Source organism: Rhizobium sp. Root1203 (genome assembly GCF_001424945.1).
In the GTDB taxonomy this organism is placed as follows: domain Bacteria; phylum Pseudomonadota; class Alphaproteobacteria; order Rhizobiales; family Rhizobiaceae; genus Rhizobium.
The window spans coordinates 301,036-318,429 of record NZ_LMCW01000023.1 but is presented as its reverse complement, the minus strand read 5'-3'; the positions used below and the strand labels follow the sequence as shown (position 1 = coordinate 318,429).

Here is a 17,394-nt window from a genome sequence, read left to right as displayed (position 1 = left end):
GGCGCCATGCGCGTGCTCGTCACCCGTCCCCTGCATTCGGGCGAGCGCACCGCCGAACGCCTTCGCGAGATGGGACACGAACCGCTGTTGCTGCCTCTGTCACAAGCGGTTCATGACGCGGATACGGCCCTCCTCGGGCTGGCACGGACAGACGGCGCGATCGCCGTCACCAGCGCCGAGGCAATTCGCGCAATCGCTCCATTCAAGGACGAACTCGCACGGCATTTGCAGCGCCCGCTCTTTGCTGTCGGCGAAGCGACGGCCGAGGAAGCCAAGTCGGCGGGATTCCGGTCCGTCGTGGCGTCGTCGGGAAGCGGCACCGATCTTGCCGACGCGATCGCACACCTCGGTCACGATCCGGTCCTCTATCTGGCCGGTTTCCCCCGGGCCGAGACCTTCGAAGCTCGCGGCGGCGAACTCAGCCTGAACATCATGATCGCCGAGTGCTATCGTATGGTGCAGTTGCCGGTTGATCCGGCCCGGCTAAAAACAATTCTTGCCGAGCAAAGACCCGCCTCCATACTCTTCTACTCGCAGCGAACGGCGGAGAGCTTCTTTGACCTCGCCGGAATGCAGGCACATCCGGAAAAAATCGCCGGCATTCGCCTGCTCTGCCTGAGCGCAGCCGTCGCCGCGGTCATTCCCGCATCCTTGCGCGAAAATATCGCCATCGCAGAGATGCCGGAAGAACGCAGCCTACTGTCGCTCCTTTGAGGGCTTTTGTGCCCAAATTTTATCTAGGCTCTTTCCTTAAGCGGCATCACTGACTAGTTTCAAACCAATGCATGAATAAGAGGGTCTCATGGCACCAGGAAATCCGCCACGCCATTCGAAGAGCACCGAAGAACCGGTCACGATCGACCTGGATGCGCAGCAAATTGCCTCAGTCAACGACACCGAAAACGACGCTCAGCCCCCCGTTGCACCGGAGGCACCGCTCGCAGCCGAGGCTGACGCCCGAGAGACTTCAGACCAGCAGACCGCGGATCAGGACCCGCTCCCTCAGCATAGCAGCTCTACCGCCGACGAGCCGCCGGCGGACCAGCCTCGCCCCCACGACAGCACGGCGTCCGGCAACACATCCGGGTTGATTGCAGCCGGTATCGTGGGCGGGCTGATCGCGCTTGTCGGCGCCGGTGCCATCCAGTATGCGGGCTATCTGCCGGGTGCCTCGCGCACCCAGTCGCCATCGGCCGACGTGGCCAATCTCTCCGGCGAAATCGAGGGACTGAAGCGCTCGGTCTCAAACCTCGCAGCCACCCCTCCGGCCGGACCCGACGAAGCACTGGAGGTGCGCCTGGCAGCACTGGAATCGGCGGTCAAGACGCCCCCTCCAGCCGCGGCGACGGACACCGCCGCCATTGATGCGCTCAACCGGAAGATTGCCGATTTGACCGGCCAGATCGACCAGCTGCGCGGCGCCGTGTCGCAAGCCACCGAGCAAAGGGCATCAACCGGCGTCGACATCGAGACGCGCCTTGCCGAAGCTGAGAAGAAACTGAACGAACCGCGCCAGGATGTTGCTGTCGCACAGGCGATTGCCGCTGCGGCACTCAAGGCCGCGATCGATCGCGGCGGTCCATTTGTTTCCGAACTCGACACCTACGCCGGCGTTTCTCCCGACGATCCAGTCGTCGCCGACCTTCGTAATTTTGCCGAGACCGGCATTCCATCGCGCGCCGAACTCATCCGCCAGGTGCCTGATGTTGCCAGCGCGATCGTCGATTCCGTCAATCGGACCGATCCGAACCAGAGCTGGTCGGATCGCCTGATGACGAGCGCAAAATCGCTCGTGAAGGTTCGGCCGGTAGGCAACATCGAAGGAGACAGCGTCGAAGCCATTGCCGCACGTATGGAAGATAAGGTGAAGAACGGCGATCTTCCGGGTGCGGCTGCGCAATGGAACGACTTGCCCGCGTCTGCCAAGCAGGCATCGGCTGCGTTCAAGCAGGCACTCGAAGCGCGCATTCGCGTCGAGGATCTTGTCGGCAGTGCCCTGTCGAAAGCGATCTCCGGCACTGGCAAGGAGGGCTGAGGCGTGATCAGGCTCATCATATTCGCCCTGCTGATCCTTGTTCTCGGCTATGGCTTCTCCTGGCTGGCTGACCGCCCCGGCGATCTCTCGCTGATCTGGGAAGGCCAGCTTTATCAAACCAGGCTGATCGTTGCCGCCAGCGCGCTGATCGCGCTGATCGCGGCCGTCATGGTGCTTTGGTGGCTGGCGCGCGTCATCTGGACGTCGCCACATTCCGTCACGCGCTACTTCCGCGCCCGGAAGCGAGACCGCGGCTACCAGGCGCTGTCGACCGGCCTGATCGCGGCAGGCGCCGGCAACGCCCTGATGGCCCGCAAGATGGCGGCCCGTTCGCGCGGCCTGATTCGCGCCGACCAGGAACCGCTGATCGCCCTTCTTGAAGCGCAGGCCGCCTTGATCGAAGGCCGTCACGACGAGGCGCGTGCCAAGTTCGAGGCAATGGCCAACGATCCGGAAACGCGCGAGCTTGGGCTGCGCGGGCTTTACCTCGAAGCCAAGCGTCTCGGTGCCAACGAAGCGGCCCGGCAGTATGCCGAAAAGGCCGCCGACAACGCCCCCTATCTCCCTTGGGCCGCCCAGGCGACGCTCGAGTACCGCAGCCAGGCCGGTCGCTGGGATGATGCGATCCGCCTGCTGGAACAGCAAAAGGCAGCACGCGTCATCGAAAAGGCGGAGGCCGACCGCTTGCGCGCCGTGCTTTTGACCGCGCGGGCGACGGAGAAGCTGGAAAACGATCCGGCCGGCGCCCGTGACGACGCGATTCATGCACTCAAGCTCTCGGCAGATTTCGAGCCCGCAGCAATCGTGGCGGCCAAGGCGTTGTTTCGGGAAGACAAACTGCGCAAGGCCGCATCCATTCTCGAGCAGTCATGGAAAGCCGACCCGCATCCGGAGATCGGCCAGACATATGTTCGCGCCCGCAGCGGGGATTCGGCGGCCGACCGCCTGAAGCGTAGCGAACGCCTGGAAAACCTGAGACCCAACAACATCGAATCCCTTCTCCTCGTCGCCAAGGCCGCTCTCGACACGCAGGATTTTGCCAAGGCCCGCTCCAAGGCCGAAGCCGCGGCGCGAATAGAGCCACGTGAAGCGGCGTTTTTATTGTTGGCCGACATCGAAGAGGCCGAGACCGGCGATCAGGGCCGTGTCCGTCACTGGCTCGCACAGGCACTGAAGGCGCCGCGCGATCCGGCCTGGGTGGCCGACGGCTTTGTATCCGACAAGTGGCTGCCGCTATCGCCCATCACAGGGCAGCTTGACGCCTTTGTCTGGAAAGCTCCCTTTGGACAGGTCGAGGGTCCTGTCGAGGACGGTTCGGCCATATCGATCGACCGTGCGCTGAAGACGTTGCCTCCGGTGCGCGACACGCGCCCCGAAAGCCCCGCGAACGACCACCGCATCATCGAGCTTGAGCGAGCGGCAACTATCGCCGAGGCGGCGCGCCCGACCGCCGTGGCGCCCGCGACACCGACCAGACAGACTCAAGACGCCACCCCGGAAACACGCCCGTTTTTTGGCGGACGACCGGATGATCCAGGCGTCCGCAACCCGACGGCTGAGCCTGAACCCAAGACACGGCTTCGCCTCTTCTAATCAAAACAGGACCCGTATGTTCGAACGCTTCCAGGCATTCTTTCAAAATCTCACCGCCGACAATTCAAAAAAGGGCTTCGCGCCGGACGATCCGCGCATCGCCGTGGCCGCGCTCTGCATGCAAGTCATGGAGGCCGATGGACAGGTGAAGGACAGCGAGACGAAGCGCCTCCGCAAGCTGTTGAAAGACCAATACGGTCTCGATCGCAAGCAGCTCGACGCGCTGATCGCAGCCGGGCAGGTGGCGGAAAGTGATGCCGTCGACTACTACCGCTTCACATCGGACCTGAAGCGTCACCTCAACACCGAGCAGCGCCTCGAGCTGATCGGTGTGCTCTGGGACATCGTCTACGCCGATGGCGAACGCAGCGAGATGGAAGACGACGCGATCTGGCGCATCGCCGAGCTTCTTGGAGTGTCGGCGCGCGAAAGGATCCAGAAGCGTCAGGAGGCCGCAAGGCGCGTAACCGACGTCGAGGTGGTGCAGGACGATGCCGACTGATTGCTTTTCGACAAAGCGTAACCGCCCGATCCTGATCGTTCTGCATCAGGAGCGCTCCAGCCCCGGCCGGGTGGGTCAACTGCTGGTCGAAAAAGGCTATGGCCTGGATATCCGCCGCCCGGTGCTCGGCGACAGACTCCCGTCCACGCTCGCGGGCCATGCAGGTGCCGTCGTCTTCGGCGGCCCGATGAGCGCCAACGATCCCGATGATTTCGTCAAAGCGGAGATCGACTGGCTGGATGTGCCGCTGAAGGAGAAGCGGCCTTTCCTCGGCATCTGTCTCGGCGCGCAGATGCTGGTGCGCAATCTGGGCGGACGGGTAAAGCCGAACGACGACGGCTCGACCGAAATCGGATGGTATCCGCTGCACACCACCGAAAGAGGCCGCATGCTGATGCATTGGCCGAAGATGGTCTATCATTTCCATCGCGAGGGCTTCGACCTGCCGCGCGGCGCGGAGCTGCTGGCGGAAGGCGACACCTATCGGAACCAGGCGTTTCGCTACAACGACCATGCTTGGGGCTTGCAGTTTCACGCGGAGCTGACCCGGGCGATGATGCACCGCTGGGTCGTCCACGGTGCCCACCGTTTCATTCTCCCGAACGCCCAGCAAGGTCGCGAGCACCTCGAAGGCCGGATGCTCTTCGATGCACCGCTCAAGGCATGGCTCAATGAATTCCTCGATATAGTCTTCGAGGGCAAGTCGGCGAAGACCGCCCCGGCTGCAAGAGCAGTCCTTTCGGCATAGGTGCGCACGGCATCGCGCCGTGCTAAAATCAGATCTCGACGGCCTTTATATATCAATAGCAAGCGTTCCGATCCACGATCCGGCCGAACGGTTGCGCCCCTTGGCGCAGCAGTGACCGCAGCCATCACAGGGGAACATCATGCCGAACTACGAACAGAAGCTCGCCTCGATGGGCCTGGTCCTGCCCCAGCCGCTGAAACTTCCGTCCAATATGGTCCTCCCATTTCCCTGGGTGAACGTGCGGGGCAACCGGGCATTCATCTCAGGCCACGGCCCGCAAAATAGCGACGGCTCGCCGGCCGGGCCATTCGGCGCCGTCGGAGATACCGTTTCCGTAGAGGAGGCAAAGGCATCCGCGAGAAAGGTGGGTCTCGCCATGCTCGGCAGTCTGAAGCGGGAACTCGGCAGTCTCGATCGCATCACCGGCTGGTGCCGGGTTTTAGGCATGGTCAATTGTGCACCGCGCTTCGCCAATCCGCCAGCTGTGATCAACGGGTTTACCGAATTGATCCTTGAGGTGTTCGGCCCGGAGGTCGGGCATCACTCCCGCTCGGCGATCGGCGTCGCCGGCCTGCCGCTCAATTTTCCTGTCGAGATCGAAGCTGAAGTCCTGATCTCATCCTGACGGCAACGCAGTTGTCAGGCCTGCTCTTCGCGTTGTGGCGCGTCGAGCGTATCGATCTTGCGGAGTTGCGGAAAGCTTGTCGCCCAGATCGCGGCGACGGCCAGCGTTCCAATGCCCCCGATGATGACGGCCGGCACCGCGCCGAAGATCGAGGCCATGGTTCCAGCGCGGAACTCTCCAAGCTCGTTGGAGGCGCCGACGAAGACCATGTTGACGGCGTTCACGCGGCCGCGAAGCTGGTCCGGCGTCCAGAGAGCGATCAGGCTTTCGCGGACATAGACTGAAATCATGTCTGCCGCGCCCATCAGCGCGAGCGCTGCGATCGAAAGCTCCGTGCTCTTCGAAAACCCGAACACGATGGTGCCGAGACCGAACAACGCGACGCCGATGAACATGTAGATCCCGGCGCGATGCTTGAGCGGATACCAGGCGAGCAGAACGGCCATGACAATCGCGCCAAGTCCTGGCGCTGACCGCAGCAGGCCAAGCCCCCACGGGCCGAGCGTCAGGATGTCCCGCGCAAAAATTGGCATCAACGCCGTGGCACCGCCGAGAAGCACTGCAAAGAGATCGAGCGAGATGGCGCCGAGCACCACCTTTTCGGCGCGGATGAAGCGGAAGCCGCCGAGGATTATGTCCCAGCTCTTGGCCTCTCCGGTGGTCTTCTGCATCGGCTTCGGGATCGTGTAGAGCAGCGCCGCACCCAGACCGGCGAAGACGACCGCGACGACATAGGCGGTGTGGGCATTGACCCCGTACAGCAGGCCGCCGAGCACCGGGCCTGTTATCGCCGCGAGTTGCCACGAGGAAGAGTTCCAGGCAATCGCGTTCGACAGATGCTCTGGAGGCACCAGGTTCGGCGCCAGTGACTGCACCGCAGGCGACATGAAGGCGCGTTCGATGCCGAACACCAGAAGCACGGCAAAGACCGGGATCGGCGAGAACGTGCCGGTCATCGTCATGACCAGCAGCGCCAGCGTGCAGAGCGCGCTCACCAGAGAGCAGACGGCAGCGATGGCCCGGCGGTTGTGCCGGTCCGCCACCGAGCCCGTGACCAGGATCAAAAGCAGCGACGGCAGGAATTGCACAAGGCCGATCAGGCCGAGATAGATCGCGCTGCCTGTCTGGTCATACATCTGCCAGCCGACCGCGACGCTGACGATCTGCTGCGAGAAGGAGAGCAGAAACCGCGCGAAGAAGAAGCGCGTGTAGGACGAATGCCTGAACGCCGCAAAACGGTCTCCGCTGGCTGCAAATGACATGGAAGCTTTCCAAGGAACCGGCAGCGCATCACGACCGGGCGCGCCTGTTAAACATGATTTACGACGTGTTTACACACGGCACTTGCCCGTTTAGTCGCCAATGTCTACATGTCTGTCAACAACGAACTGGAGACTGCGATGATTGCCGTTTTTCAAACCATTGATTTGGCTTTGAATCTTTATACCTGGGTGCTGATTGCCAGTGCAATTTTCTCCTGGCTCTATGCGTTCAACGTTATCAATTCCAGCAATCAGTTCGTCAATTCGGTCGGCATGTTCCTCTACAACGTGACCGAACCGGCGCTGCGGCCGATCCGCCGCGTGCTGCCGAACCTTGGCGGCATCGACATTTCGCCGATCATCCTGCTGCTGATCATCTTCTTCCTTCGCTCGCTGATGTGGAACACGATCGTCCCGATGGTGGTTTGAGCCAACCCCGGACAGCGTTCGCCGATCACGACTTGACCGAGCCCCGTCAGGCTGACACCGAACGGCGGCCGTGACGCGATCTGGTGCGTGTGGCCCTTCCGAGAAGGCTCTCAGCCTGGAATCGGCGACATTTCGCGCAAAAAAATGCTCCGGATCGAGGGCGATCCGGAGCATTGATCAGAAAAGCAGAGTGCACTTTCGGGCCTAGATCAGGCCTTTTCGTTCTTGGCGCGTTCGATCGCCTCGAGGATCAGCGCGCCGGCTTCCTTGGAATCCCCCCAGCCGAAAATCTTGACCCACTTGCCGGGTTCCAGATCCTTGTAGTGCTCGAAGAAGTGCTCGATCTGCTTGACCGTGATCTCCGGAAGGTCGGTGTAGTCCTTGACCTTGTCGTAGCGCATCGTCAGCTTCGGCGACGGAACGGCGATGATCTTCTCGTCCTTGCCGGAATTGTCTTCCATCTTCAGAACGCCGATCGGGCGCACATTGATGACGCAGCCCGGAACCAGCGGACGGGTGCTGGCGATAAGAACGTCGATCGGATCGCCGTCTTCAGACAGCGTATGCGGAACGAAGCCGTAGTTGCCCGGATAGGTCATCGGCGTATAGAGGAAGCGGTCGACGACCAGCGTGCCGGCTTCCTTGTCCATCTCGTACTTGATCGGGTGACCACCAACCGGCACTTCAACGATGACGTTGACGTCTTCAGGTGGGTTCTTGCCAATGGAAACGGCGTCGATGCGCATGCGATACTCCCGCGACGTGATTGTTCGCAGCCAGATAATCCGTTTCATGCCGCGACGCAACACGGCAGGCCAGCAAAGGTGAATGATAGTTTTGCGCGACAGGCCGCAAAAGGCAGCGCGAATGCCTGTTTGCCAGCTTCAATTCCAGATGAAGCCGATCTTCTTCAACTGCTTGTGGTCGAAGGTTTCGATGCCCTCGCAATAGTCGGCGCCGCCATGGCTGCGATAGAATTCTGCACCGTTCTCATTTTCTTCGAGGCACCAGACCACCAGGCCGTTGCAGCCCAGCGACTTAAGAAGGCGTTGCGCTTCGCCGAAGAGCATGTGACCCAGGCCGATCCCTTGATACTCCGGACGAAGGTAGAGCTCGTAGATCTCGCCCTCCTGCGGAAGGGCACGCGCGCGGTTGAGGCCGAGGGTCGCGTAGCCGGCAACACTGCCGGCGACATCAAGAACGAGCAATGTCGCCGGCCCGCGAGTGGCCTTGCGCCACCAACTTTCGCCCCGGCGCTCGATCATCTGCGTCAGTGCCTTGTGCGGAATGATGCCCGCATAGGTGTGTTGCCACGCAAGCCGATGCACCTCCGAGATAGCTCGGGAATCCTGCGGCTCGGCCCGCCGAACATCGATCGACAACGTCTTCATAACGCTTACTCTGGTCCTCTTGCTGACAATTAACCATATGCGCCAGCGCATTCCGGCCAATTGCCCACAGACTTAACATGTGGACTACAGCCGAAAGTTAACGCTTTTTTAACTATTGCGACAAGCAGGATTCGGCGAAGCGCACAAATAAAAAACCCCGGCACGATGGCCGGGGTTGAAGGCTTTAGAACGAGGTAGCTTAGGCCATCTTCGCCTTGCTGAAGCGCTTGCGGTCGTTCGCATCGAGATACATCTTGCGCAGACGGATGGACTTCGGCGTCACTTCCATCAGTTCGTCGTCCTGGATCCACGAGAGAGCGCGGTCGAGCGTCATGCGGATAGGCGGCGTCAGCTTGACGGCTTCGTCCTTGCCGGCGGCACGGATGTTGGTGAGCTGCTTGCCCTTGAGAACGTTGACTTCAAGATCGTTGTCGCGGGTATGAATACCGATGATCATGCCGGCGTAGACCTTTTCGCCCGGATCAATCATCATCGGACCACGATCTTCCAGGTTGAACATGGCATAGGCGACGGCTTCGCCGGGCGCGTTCGCCAGCAGAACGCCATTGGTACGACCGCCGATTTCACCCTTGAAAGGCTGGTATTCCTTGAACAGACGGTTCATCACGGCCGTGCCGCGCGTATCGGTCAGAAGCTCCGACTGGTAGCCGATCAGGCCGCGCGTCGGTGCATTGAACACCAGACGAAGACGATTGCCGCCCGAAGGACGCAGCTCGGCCATTTCAGCCTTGCGTTCGGACATCTTCTGCACGACGACACCGGAATGCTCTTCATCGACGTCGATGACGACTTCTTCGATCGGCTCCATCAGCTGGTCGTTCTCGTCCTTGTGCATCACCACGCGCGGACGCGATACGGCAAGTTCGAAGCCTTCGCGGCGCATGGTTTCGATCAGAACGGCGAGCTGCAATTCGCCGCGACCGGAAACGTAGAAGGAGTCCTTGCCTTCTGCTTCTTCGATCTTCAGAGCGACGTTGCCTTCGGCTTCCTTGTAGAGACGGTCGCGAATAACGCGCGAGGTCACCTTGTCACCTTCGGTGCCAGCCAGCGGGCTGTCGTTGACGATGAAAGACATGGTGACGGTGGGCGGATCGATCGGCTGCGCGGTCAGAGGCTCGGTAATGGACGGATCGCAGAACGTGTCGGCAACCGTGCCCTTGGAAAGGCCGGCGATTGCAACGATGTCGCCTGCATGCGCTTCATCGATCGACGTGCGCTCGATACCGCGGAAAGCGAGGATTTTCGAGATACGGCCGTTTTCGATCAGCTTGCCGTCCTGGCCGATAACCTTGACGGCCTGGTTCGGCTTGATCGAGCCGGAATTGATGCGGCCGGTGATGATACGGCCGAGGAAGGGGTTGGCTTCCAGGATCGTGCCGATCATCGTGAACGGGCCCTCTGCAACCGTCGGCTCCGGAACATGCTCGAGCACGAGGTCGAGAAGCGGTGCGAGGCCCTTGTCCTTCGGGCCCTCGGGCGCAACGTTCATCCAGCCATCGCGGCCCGAACCGTAAAGGATCGGGAAATCGAGCTGTTCGTCAGTCGCATCGAGGCTTGCGAAAAGGTCGAAGACTTCGTTGATGACTTCTTCGTGGCGGCCGTCCGGGCGGTCGATCTTGTTGATCGCGACGATCGGGCGAAGACCGACCTTCAGCGCTTTGGAGACGACGAACTTCGTCTGCGGCATCGGGCCTTCGGAGGAGTCGACCAGAACGATCGCGCCGTCCACCATCGACAGGATACGCTCGACTTCACCACCGAAGTCGGCGTGGCCGGGGGTGTCGACGATGTTGATGCGTACGCCCTTCCACTCGACCGAGGTCGCCTTGGCAAGGATCGTGATGCCGCGCTCTTTTTCCAGGTCGTTGCTATCCATGACGCGTTCTGCAACGCGCTGGTTTTCGCGGAACGAGCCGGACTGTTTCAGAAGCTCGTCAACCAGGGTCGTTTTGCCATGGTCAACGTGCGCGATAATCGCGATGTTGCGAAGTGCCATATGTTTAGATCTCTGAGGCTGGGGCGCCGCGCTGGGAGAAGGCGCCAATTTCGTTTGGCGGGCTCATACAGTGTTTTTCACCTTTGCGAAAGGGGGGAGCCTGGAATGAGAGATATGCATGGCGTTAACTCGACAGATCTGGGTCGAGAACAGTGCGCCAAAGCTCGTTGTCGTTCCTGTCCATCAGCCGAACCGTCAGCTGCTCGGTCTGTCCGTCAATATCGACCAGCCCGAAAAACTGCATCCCGGCCGTTGGCGGAAGATTCTGTTCCGCCCCGCCGGGTGCCGCCTTGATGAACTTCACGTCCGGCCCGAAGGTCATGTCGAGTTGCTGTGGCCCGTAAGTCCCTGAGTGCAGCGGTCCAGCGACAAACTCCCAGAAAGGCAGGAAGTCGCGGAACTTCGCCTTGCCTGGATCGTAGTAGTGCGCTGCCGTATAATGCACGTCGGCGGTGAGCCAGATCATGTTGGTTATGCCGGCATCCCTGATGAAGCGCAGCAGATCGGCAAATTCCAGCTCGCGTCCGAGCGGCGCACCGCCGTCGCCGTTCGAAAAGGACTCCGCCCCCTGCCGCTTCCCGTAATCGTCCCAGATGACCAGCCCGATTGGCAGGTCGCAGGCGATCGCCTTCCAGGTCGCCACTGAGCGGGCCAGTTCACGCTTGAGCCAGGCAATCTGCCGCGCGCCAAGGAGGCGCGAACCGGTCGTCAGCTCCGCGTCGAGCCCGTGGCTGTTCGGTCCGCGATACGAGCGCAGATCGACGACGAACACATCGAGCAGCGGCCCGTAGGAAATCTTGCGGTAGAAGCGCCCGGGCTCTTCCGCCACATATCGGATCGGCGTCATTTCGTGAAATGCCCGGCTGGAGCGCCCCGCGAGAACCGGGACCGACTTTTCCGAATAGCGACCGTCGTCGCGGAGATCCGTCGAGGGCGACCAGTTGTTCAGCACCTCGTGGTCGTCCCACTAGTAAAAGACGGGGCAGACCGCGTTCAGTTCCTTCACATGCTCATCGAGCAGATTGTAGGCCCACTGCCCGCGGAATTGATCGAGCGTCTGGGCGATCTCGCGCTTCGCATCCGTGACAATCCTGTTCTTCCACACGCCGCCGTCCCGCAGCCCGATCTCGTCCGGCATCGGATTGTCGGCGTAGACGGTGTCGCCGGAATGGATCATGAAGTCCGGCCGGTGATAGGCGATCGTTGAATAGGTCCGCATGCCCTCGTCGTCGATCCCCCAGCCCTGTCCCGCCGTATCGCCGGACCATGCGAAGCGGACACTGCGCTTTTGCAGGGGTGCGGTGCGGAACTGACCGAAGATGGGCTCCGAAAGGCTGTTCACATCCTGCAGGTCCGCCGCCCGGAAGCGATAGAAAATGTCCTGGTCGGCCGGCAGCCCTTGCAACAAGAGCTTGCCGGCAAGATCGGTTTCGGGGGTGACGTCGATCGGCGCGATGTGCACCGCATTGGAAAATTTGTCCGTCGTCGAATACTCGACGTGCAGCCGCGAGGGCCTGTCCACCCGCGCCCAGATCACGCCCGAGCTGGAATCCACATCGCCGGACTGGACGCCGGAGGTGAAGAACGGGCGGCTGGAGGAGCCGCGGGCATAGTAGGGCGTCGCGAGCCCTGCCACCGCAAATCCGCCGACGGCTCCCATGGCGGAGAGAAAGCGTCGGCGGGTCGTTTCTGTCAGTTTCATGCCAAGGCGTATCCGACTTGCGAGAGCGGGAGCGAATCTCCTGCGGCAAGCCTATGGCGCCCCTCATGTCATCGTCTTGAAGCTGGCATGACGGTTTTCCAAAACTTCAAAGACAGTTTTGTTACGCCAGCCCTCGGAGAAACCTCAGGCGTCGCTGCCGGAGAGCTCCTCGAAAGTCGCAAGTCCCTTCTTGACGAGCATCGCATCCGGGCTCGGCAGCTTGCCGCGGAAAGCCTTGTAGGCATCTTCCGGATCGATCGAGCCGCCGACGGAATAGATGTTGTCCTTCAGCCTTTGCGCCATGTCGCCATTGAAGGCATCGCCGGTTTCCTCGAAGGCTGCAAATGCATCCGCATCGAGCACCTCGGACCACATGTACGAGTAGTACCCGGCCGAATAGCCGCCGGAGAAGATATGCTGGAAGTGGGGCGAAGCGTGGCGCATGGCGATGGACTTTGGCATGCCGAGATCGGACAGCACTTTTGCCTGAACCGCCATCGGATCGTCGACCGCCTTGCTTGTGTGGAAGGCCATATCGACGAGTGCCGAAGAGGTGAACTCGACCGTATTGAAACCGGAATTGAAGGTCCGCGCGGCCAGAACCTTGTCGAGCAACGCCTGCGGCATCGGCTCGCCGCTTTCAAAATGCACGGCATATTGCTTGAGGATCGCTGGAACGGTCAGCCAGTGTTCGTAGAGCTGCGAGGGCAATTCGACGAAATCGCGCGAGACGCCTGTGCCGGAGACGGAGGGATAGGTCACATCGGACAGCATGCCGTGCAGGGCGTGGCCAAATTCGTGGAACAGCGTGCGGGCGTCATCGAGTGACAGCAGCGCGGGCTTGCCCTCCGCGGGCTTTGCAAAGTTGCAGACGTTGTAGATGATCGGCAGCTCGCCGGTGCGGCCGTTCTTCAGAGGCAGTTTGTGCTGCGATTGCAACGAACTCATCCACGCTCCCGAGCGCTTCGAGCCGCGGGCAAAATAATCACCCAGGAACAGAGCGACGAGCTTGCCGCTGCGGTCGCGGATCTCGAATACCCGCACGTCCGGATGATAAGCCGCAACGCCCTTCTTCTCGACCGCGCGAATACCGAAAAGCCGGCCGGCGACGTCGAAGCAGGCGTCGATGATCTTTTCGAGCTGCAGATAGGGTTTGAGCTCGGCTTCGGAGAAATTGAACTTCTGAGCCCGGATCTTTTCCGCATAGTGCCGCCAGTCCCAGGGCATGACGTCGTGGTTCTTGCCCTCCTCCGCGATCAGCTTTGCGATGTCGGCTTCTTCTTCCTTGGCGCGCTCGACAGCCTTTGCCCAGACCTGCCTCAGCAAGTGGTTCACAGCCTCAGGCGTTTTCGCCATCGTGTTGTCGAGCTTAAGTTCGGCGAAGTTGCCATACCCCAGAAGCGTTGCGATCTCGCTACGCAACGCAAGCGTTTCCCGGATAACGCCGCGATTGTCCGTTGCGCCGTCGTTTGCGCCACGCGCGACCCAGGCCTTGAAAGACTGCTCACGCAGATCGCGGCGATCGGAGAACGTGAGGAAAGGCTCGATGATCGAGCGCGACAGCGTCACCGCGAACTTGCCGTCCTCGCCCCGCTCGTGCGCAGCCGCCGCCATCGCATCCTTGAGAAAGTCGGGCACGCCGGCCAGATCGGACTGCGCAAGCACGAGCGCCCAGCCCTTTTCGTCGGCAAGCACGTTCTGGCCGAATTGTGTGCCAAGTCCGGCAAGCTTTTCGTTGACGGCGGCAAGCTTTTCCTGCTCGTCTTTCGGAAGTTTCGCGCCCGACTTGACGAAGCCTTTCCAGTGGCGCTCGAGCACCCGGGTCTGCTCCAGCGTCAAGCCAAGACTGTCCCGCTGTTCCCAAAGTGCGTCGATGCGCGCAAACAGCGCCGCGTTCATGCCGATCTTGGAATAATGCCGCGACAGTTTCGGCGAGATGTCGCGCTCGAGCGCCTGTATCGCGTCGTTGGTATGCGCCCCCGCCCTGTTCCAGAACAGCGCCGATACCCGCGAAAGCGCGTCACCCGCGGTTTCGAGGGCAACGACAGTGTTCTCGAACGTCGGGCCGGCAGCATTTCCTGCAATCTCGTCTATCTCCCGTTCGTGCGTGGAAAGGGCGGCATCGAAGGCGGCGGCAAAATCGCCATCATGAAGCGCCTCGAAGCGCGGCAGGCCATGCAGGCCATTCCAGTTGACGAGTTCCGGGTTGAAATCTTGTGTGGAAGGCATGCTGACATCCTTTGTGGCAGGCGACTGTATTGGCAATATAGGGATGCTTTGGCGCGATTGGTATTCCGGGCCTCCGTCACTTTGACGGAAACTGCGAGTGACGCGGACTACAGAAAATGCACCCCAACAAATGATGCATATGAATTAACTATTCGTTAACGATTGACGGAACTTCGCAACGCAGGGTATTTTTACGCATCATTTTCACAAGTGGACATGCGCTATGGAAATCATTTCTATGCGGTCTTCGCCAAATTTTCTTTTCAGAAATAATTCCAATAATCAGAAGTCCTGTAATAAATTAGAAGATCATTTCGAGCCCGCCAAGCGCGTGTTGACGGCGTTTCAGGTCAATGCCATCAGCACCGAGGAGCCGGATTTCTCGGCTATCAGCCCAAGCGAACTGCGCAACTATGCGCGGCAGAGCTATGACACCGGTGCGATCGACCAGGACACCTTCGCGGCGATCTCGGAGCCGTTGCCGATGCGCACGATCGATCCAGCCGGCGATATCCTCGACCTCTCCGGCGTCACCGATGGCACAAGCTTCAACTTCCGCGATTACTACAAGGATCAGCTGCAGGTCGCCATGTCGATCGGAGATCCCGAGACGGTTGAGACGCTGAAATCGGTGGTCAGTTTCCTCGACGTCTGATCTCAGGCTTTGCGCCAACCAAGCAGGCCGGGAGTTGCGTGAAAAAGCGCCTGCGCCGCAAATCCCATGAACAGTACGCCGGAGCAGCGCACGATCAGCCGCTCGTGCGCACGATAGAATCGTCGGACGGCGCCTGTGCCTACGACGGTGATCAGGATCATGTCGGCGACGATGAAGCCAAGGAAAGAGACCGCAAGCAGGACTGGCAACGCCTGGAACTGCAGCGCGCTCGCTGAGCCCGCCACCAACGCAGTGAACGTCGCGAGCGCCACGGGATAGCCTTTCGGATTGGTAACCCCGAAAATCAGGCCGCGGCGAAACGGCCGCTCGACCGTCATCAGCGCCTGCCCGTCGCCCTTCGGCTTTGCACGAAAGGCATTCCAGCCGATCCAGGCCAGATAGAAGCCGCAGAGGAGCCCGAGCGCATCGAACACGAAGGTGCCGATCGTCTTTGCTCCGATGATGGCAACCAGCGCCAGCGAAGCCCAGAGCACGTCCCCGACCAGGTGCCCGCAGACAAACTGCGCGCCCGCGCGCCGGCCCTGTCCGGCACCGATGCCAAGCAGCGCAAGAAAAGCGGGGCCGGGAATGAGCACGTAGAGAAGAGCGGCCAGGAAGGCACCCGCCAGCAAAGATTGCGTCATCGATAAAACTCCGGAGGCGACGGTTGCAGACTATGCGTTCCCGCATTCCCGTCAAGGCGCAAGCACGACTCATCAGATTTTTGAATTGCCCTATTCGACAGCCGTCGACGAAAAGGCCCGCACGACGGCGGGCCTTGATAGCTTGAAGCGTCCCAGCACTTACGAAGTGAGCATGCGGCTCACTTCGTCAGATTGCGCTTGGCCAGCGTACGCAGGCGTAGCGCATTGAGCTTGATGAAGCCCGCAGCGTCCTTCTGGTCGTAGGCGCCCTGGTCGTCCTCGAACGTGACCAGCTTGTCGGAGTAGAGCGACTTTTCGCTTTCCCGGCCGGTGACCATGACATTGCCCTTGTAGAGCTTCAGCGTCACTTCGCCCTCGACATGCTCCTGGCTCTTGTCGATCAGCGCCTGCAGCATCTCGCGCTCCGGCGAGAACCAGAAGCCGTAATAGATCAGCTCGGCGTAGCGCGGCATGATCTCATCCTTCAGGTGCGCGGCACCGCGGTCGAGCGTGATCGACTCGATCGCGCGGTGCGCCGTCAGAAGGATCGTGCCGCCTGGCGTTTCGTAGACGCCGCGCGACTTCATGCCGACATAGCGGTTTTCGACGAGGTCAAGGCGGCCGATGCCGTTGTCGCGGCCGTAGTTGTTGAGCGTGGCCAGCAGCGTCGCCGGGCTCATCCGAACGCCATTGACCGAAACCGCGTCGCCTTTCTCGAAGCCGACCTTGATCACGGTCGCCTTGTCGGGAGCAGCTTCCGGGGAGATCGTGCGCATATGCACGTACTCGGGTGCTTCCTGCGCTGGATCTTCCAGAACCTTGCCCTCGGACGAGGAGTGCAGCAGGTTGGCGTCGACGGAGAACGGCGCTTCGCCCTTTTTGTCCTTGGCGACAGGGATCTGGTGCTGCTCGGCAAACGCGAGCAGATCGGTGCGGCTCTTGAAAGCCCAGTCGCGCCACGGCGCGATGATCTTGATGTCGGGGTTGAGCGCGTAAGCTGACAGCTCGAAGCGAACCTGGTCGTTGCCCTTGCCGGTCGCGCCGTGAGCGATCGCGTCGGCGCCGGTCTTCCTGGCGATATCGATGAGGTGCTTGGAGATCAGCGGTCGGGCGATCGAAGTGCCAAGGAGGTAGACGCCCTCATAGACGGCATTGGCGCGGAACATCGGGAAGACGAAGTCCTTCACGAACTCTTCGCGCACGTCCTCGACGTAGATTTCCTTGATGCCGAGCATCTCGGCCTTCTTGCGCGCCGGCTCCAGCTCTTCGCCCTGCCCCAGATCGGCCGTGAACGTCACGACTTCGGCGCCGAGTTCGGTCTGCAGCCACTTCAGGATGATCGAGGTATCGAGGCCGCCGGAATAGGCGAGCACGACTTTCTTCACGTCTTTTTTAGATGCCATGATGATGAGGTCCGTTGCATGAGGGCGAGCGGCAGACCCGCAAAGCCCGGTGTCGCGGGCACTTTTAGCGAGATTGGCGCGCGACGCAAGGGGAACGGATCCGTTGCCGCCATCGGATTGGGTTTGACAGCGCAAGATGGCAACCCATATCTGGCACCG

At 61.0% G+C, this 17,394-nt stretch carries 15 protein-coding genes and 1 pseudogene; 8 read left to right on the top strand and 8 right to left on the bottom strand.

Annotation, left to right across the window (positions count from 1 at the left end):
- Positions 1 to 6: 6 nt before the first annotated feature.
- From ASC97_RS21970 to ASC97_RS21945, 6 genes are all read left to right on the top strand, one after another.
- The gene (locus ASC97_RS21970) at positions 7 to 714 is read left to right on the top strand and encodes a uroporphyrinogen-III synthase (RefSeq protein ID WP_057470443.1); all 708 of its coding nucleotides are present in this window, start codon (positions 7 to 9) and stop codon (positions 712 to 714) included.
- An 88-nt stretch (positions 715 to 802) separates the two neighbouring features.
- Entirely contained in the window at positions 803 to 2,035 is a 1,233-nt protein-coding gene (locus tag ASC97_RS21965; protein WP_057470442.1) for a COG4223 family protein, read from the top strand.
- Positions 2,036 to 2,038: 3 nt separating this feature from the next.
- On the top strand, positions 2,039 to 3,628 hold the full coding sequence (locus tag ASC97_RS21960; RefSeq protein WP_057470441.1) for a heme biosynthesis protein HemY: 1,590 nt from the start codon (positions 2,039 to 2,041) through the stop codon (positions 3,626 to 3,628).
- Positions 3,629 to 3,644: 16 nt separating this feature from the next.
- Positions 3,645 to 4,130 (top strand): tellurite resistance TerB family protein, encoded by a 486-nt coding sequence (locus tag ASC97_RS21955; protein ID WP_057470440.1) that lies wholly within the window; start codon positions 3,645 to 3,647, stop codon positions 4,128 to 4,130.
- A complete protein-coding gene (locus ASC97_RS21950) occupies positions 4,120 to 4,878 on the top strand; it encodes a glutamine amidotransferase (RefSeq protein ID WP_057470439.1) in 759 nt (252 codons plus the stop codon). Before ASC97_RS21955 ends, ASC97_RS21950 begins: the two co-directional genes overlap by 11 nt.
- 139 nt (positions 4,879 to 5,017) lie before the next feature.
- Positions 5,018 to 5,503, top strand: coding sequence for a RidA family protein (locus ASC97_RS21945; RefSeq protein ID WP_057470438.1), 486 nt, complete (start codon positions 5,018 to 5,020; stop codon positions 5,501 to 5,503).
- A gap of 14 nt (positions 5,504 to 5,517) precedes the next feature.
- Here the strand turns inward: ASC97_RS21945 and ASC97_RS21940 are convergent, their stop codons facing one another.
- A complete protein-coding gene (locus ASC97_RS21940) occupies positions 5,518 to 6,765 on the bottom strand; it encodes an MFS transporter (protein WP_057470437.1) in 1,248 nt (415 codons plus the stop codon).
- 108 nt (positions 6,766 to 6,873) lie between these two features.
- Here ASC97_RS21940 and ASC97_RS21935 point away from each other — a divergent pair, with 108 nt between their 5' ends.
- On the top strand, positions 6,874 to 7,194 hold the full coding sequence (locus ASC97_RS21935) for a YggT family protein (protein ID WP_082530095.1): 321 nt from the start codon (positions 6,874 to 6,876) through the stop codon (positions 7,192 to 7,194).
- A gap of 209 nt (positions 7,195 to 7,403) precedes the next feature.
- Here ASC97_RS21935 and ppa read toward each other — a convergent pair whose 3' ends face one another.
- The 5 genes and pseudogenes from ppa to ASC97_RS21910 all read right to left on the bottom strand — a co-directional run bounded on the left by ppa (position 7,404) and on the right by ASC97_RS21910 (position 14,533).
- A complete protein-coding gene (gene ppa / locus ASC97_RS21930; protein ID WP_057470435.1) occupies positions 7,404 to 7,940 on the bottom strand; it encodes an inorganic diphosphatase in 537 nt (178 codons plus the stop codon).
- Positions 7,941 to 8,078: 138 nt separating this feature from the next.
- The gene (locus ASC97_RS21925; RefSeq protein ID WP_057470434.1) at positions 8,079 to 8,585 is read right to left on the bottom strand and encodes a GNAT family N-acetyltransferase; all 507 of its coding nucleotides are present in this window, start codon (positions 8,583 to 8,585) and stop codon (positions 8,079 to 8,081) included.
- 199 nt (positions 8,586 to 8,784) lie between these two features.
- Positions 8,785 to 10,602, bottom strand: coding sequence for a translational GTPase TypA (typA, locus tag ASC97_RS21920; protein ID WP_057470433.1), 1,818 nt, complete (start codon positions 10,600 to 10,602; stop codon positions 8,785 to 8,787).
- 124 nt (positions 10,603 to 10,726) lie between these two features.
- Positions 10,727 to 12,304 (bottom strand): annotated as a pseudogene (locus ASC97_RS21915) (alkaline phosphatase D family protein).
- A gap of 144 nt (positions 12,305 to 12,448) precedes the next feature.
- Positions 12,449 to 14,533 (bottom strand): M3 family metallopeptidase, encoded by a 2,085-nt coding sequence (locus ASC97_RS21910; RefSeq protein ID WP_057470432.1) that lies wholly within the window; start codon positions 14,531 to 14,533, stop codon positions 12,449 to 12,451.
- A gap of 223 nt (positions 14,534 to 14,756) precedes the next feature.
- Between ASC97_RS21910 and ASC97_RS21905 the strand changes: the two genes are divergently transcribed.
- A complete protein-coding gene (locus ASC97_RS21905; protein ID WP_057470431.1) occupies positions 14,757 to 15,188 on the top strand; it encodes a hypothetical protein in 432 nt (143 codons plus the stop codon).
- A gap of 2 nt (positions 15,189 to 15,190) precedes the next feature.
- Here the strand turns inward: ASC97_RS21905 and ASC97_RS21900 are convergent, their stop codons facing one another.
- Both ASC97_RS21900 and ASC97_RS21895 read right to left on the bottom strand, forming a co-directional pair.
- Complete coding sequence (locus ASC97_RS21900) at positions 15,191 to 15,832, bottom strand: LysE family translocator (RefSeq protein WP_057470430.1); 642 nt, start codon at positions 15,830 to 15,832, stop codon at positions 15,191 to 15,193.
- Between the two features lie 179 nt (positions 15,833 to 16,011).
- The gene (locus tag ASC97_RS21895) at positions 16,012 to 17,235 is read right to left on the bottom strand and encodes an argininosuccinate synthase (protein ID WP_057470502.1); all 1,224 of its coding nucleotides are present in this window, start codon (positions 17,233 to 17,235) and stop codon (positions 16,012 to 16,014) included.
- Between the last annotated feature and the right edge of the window lie 159 nt (positions 17,236 to 17,394).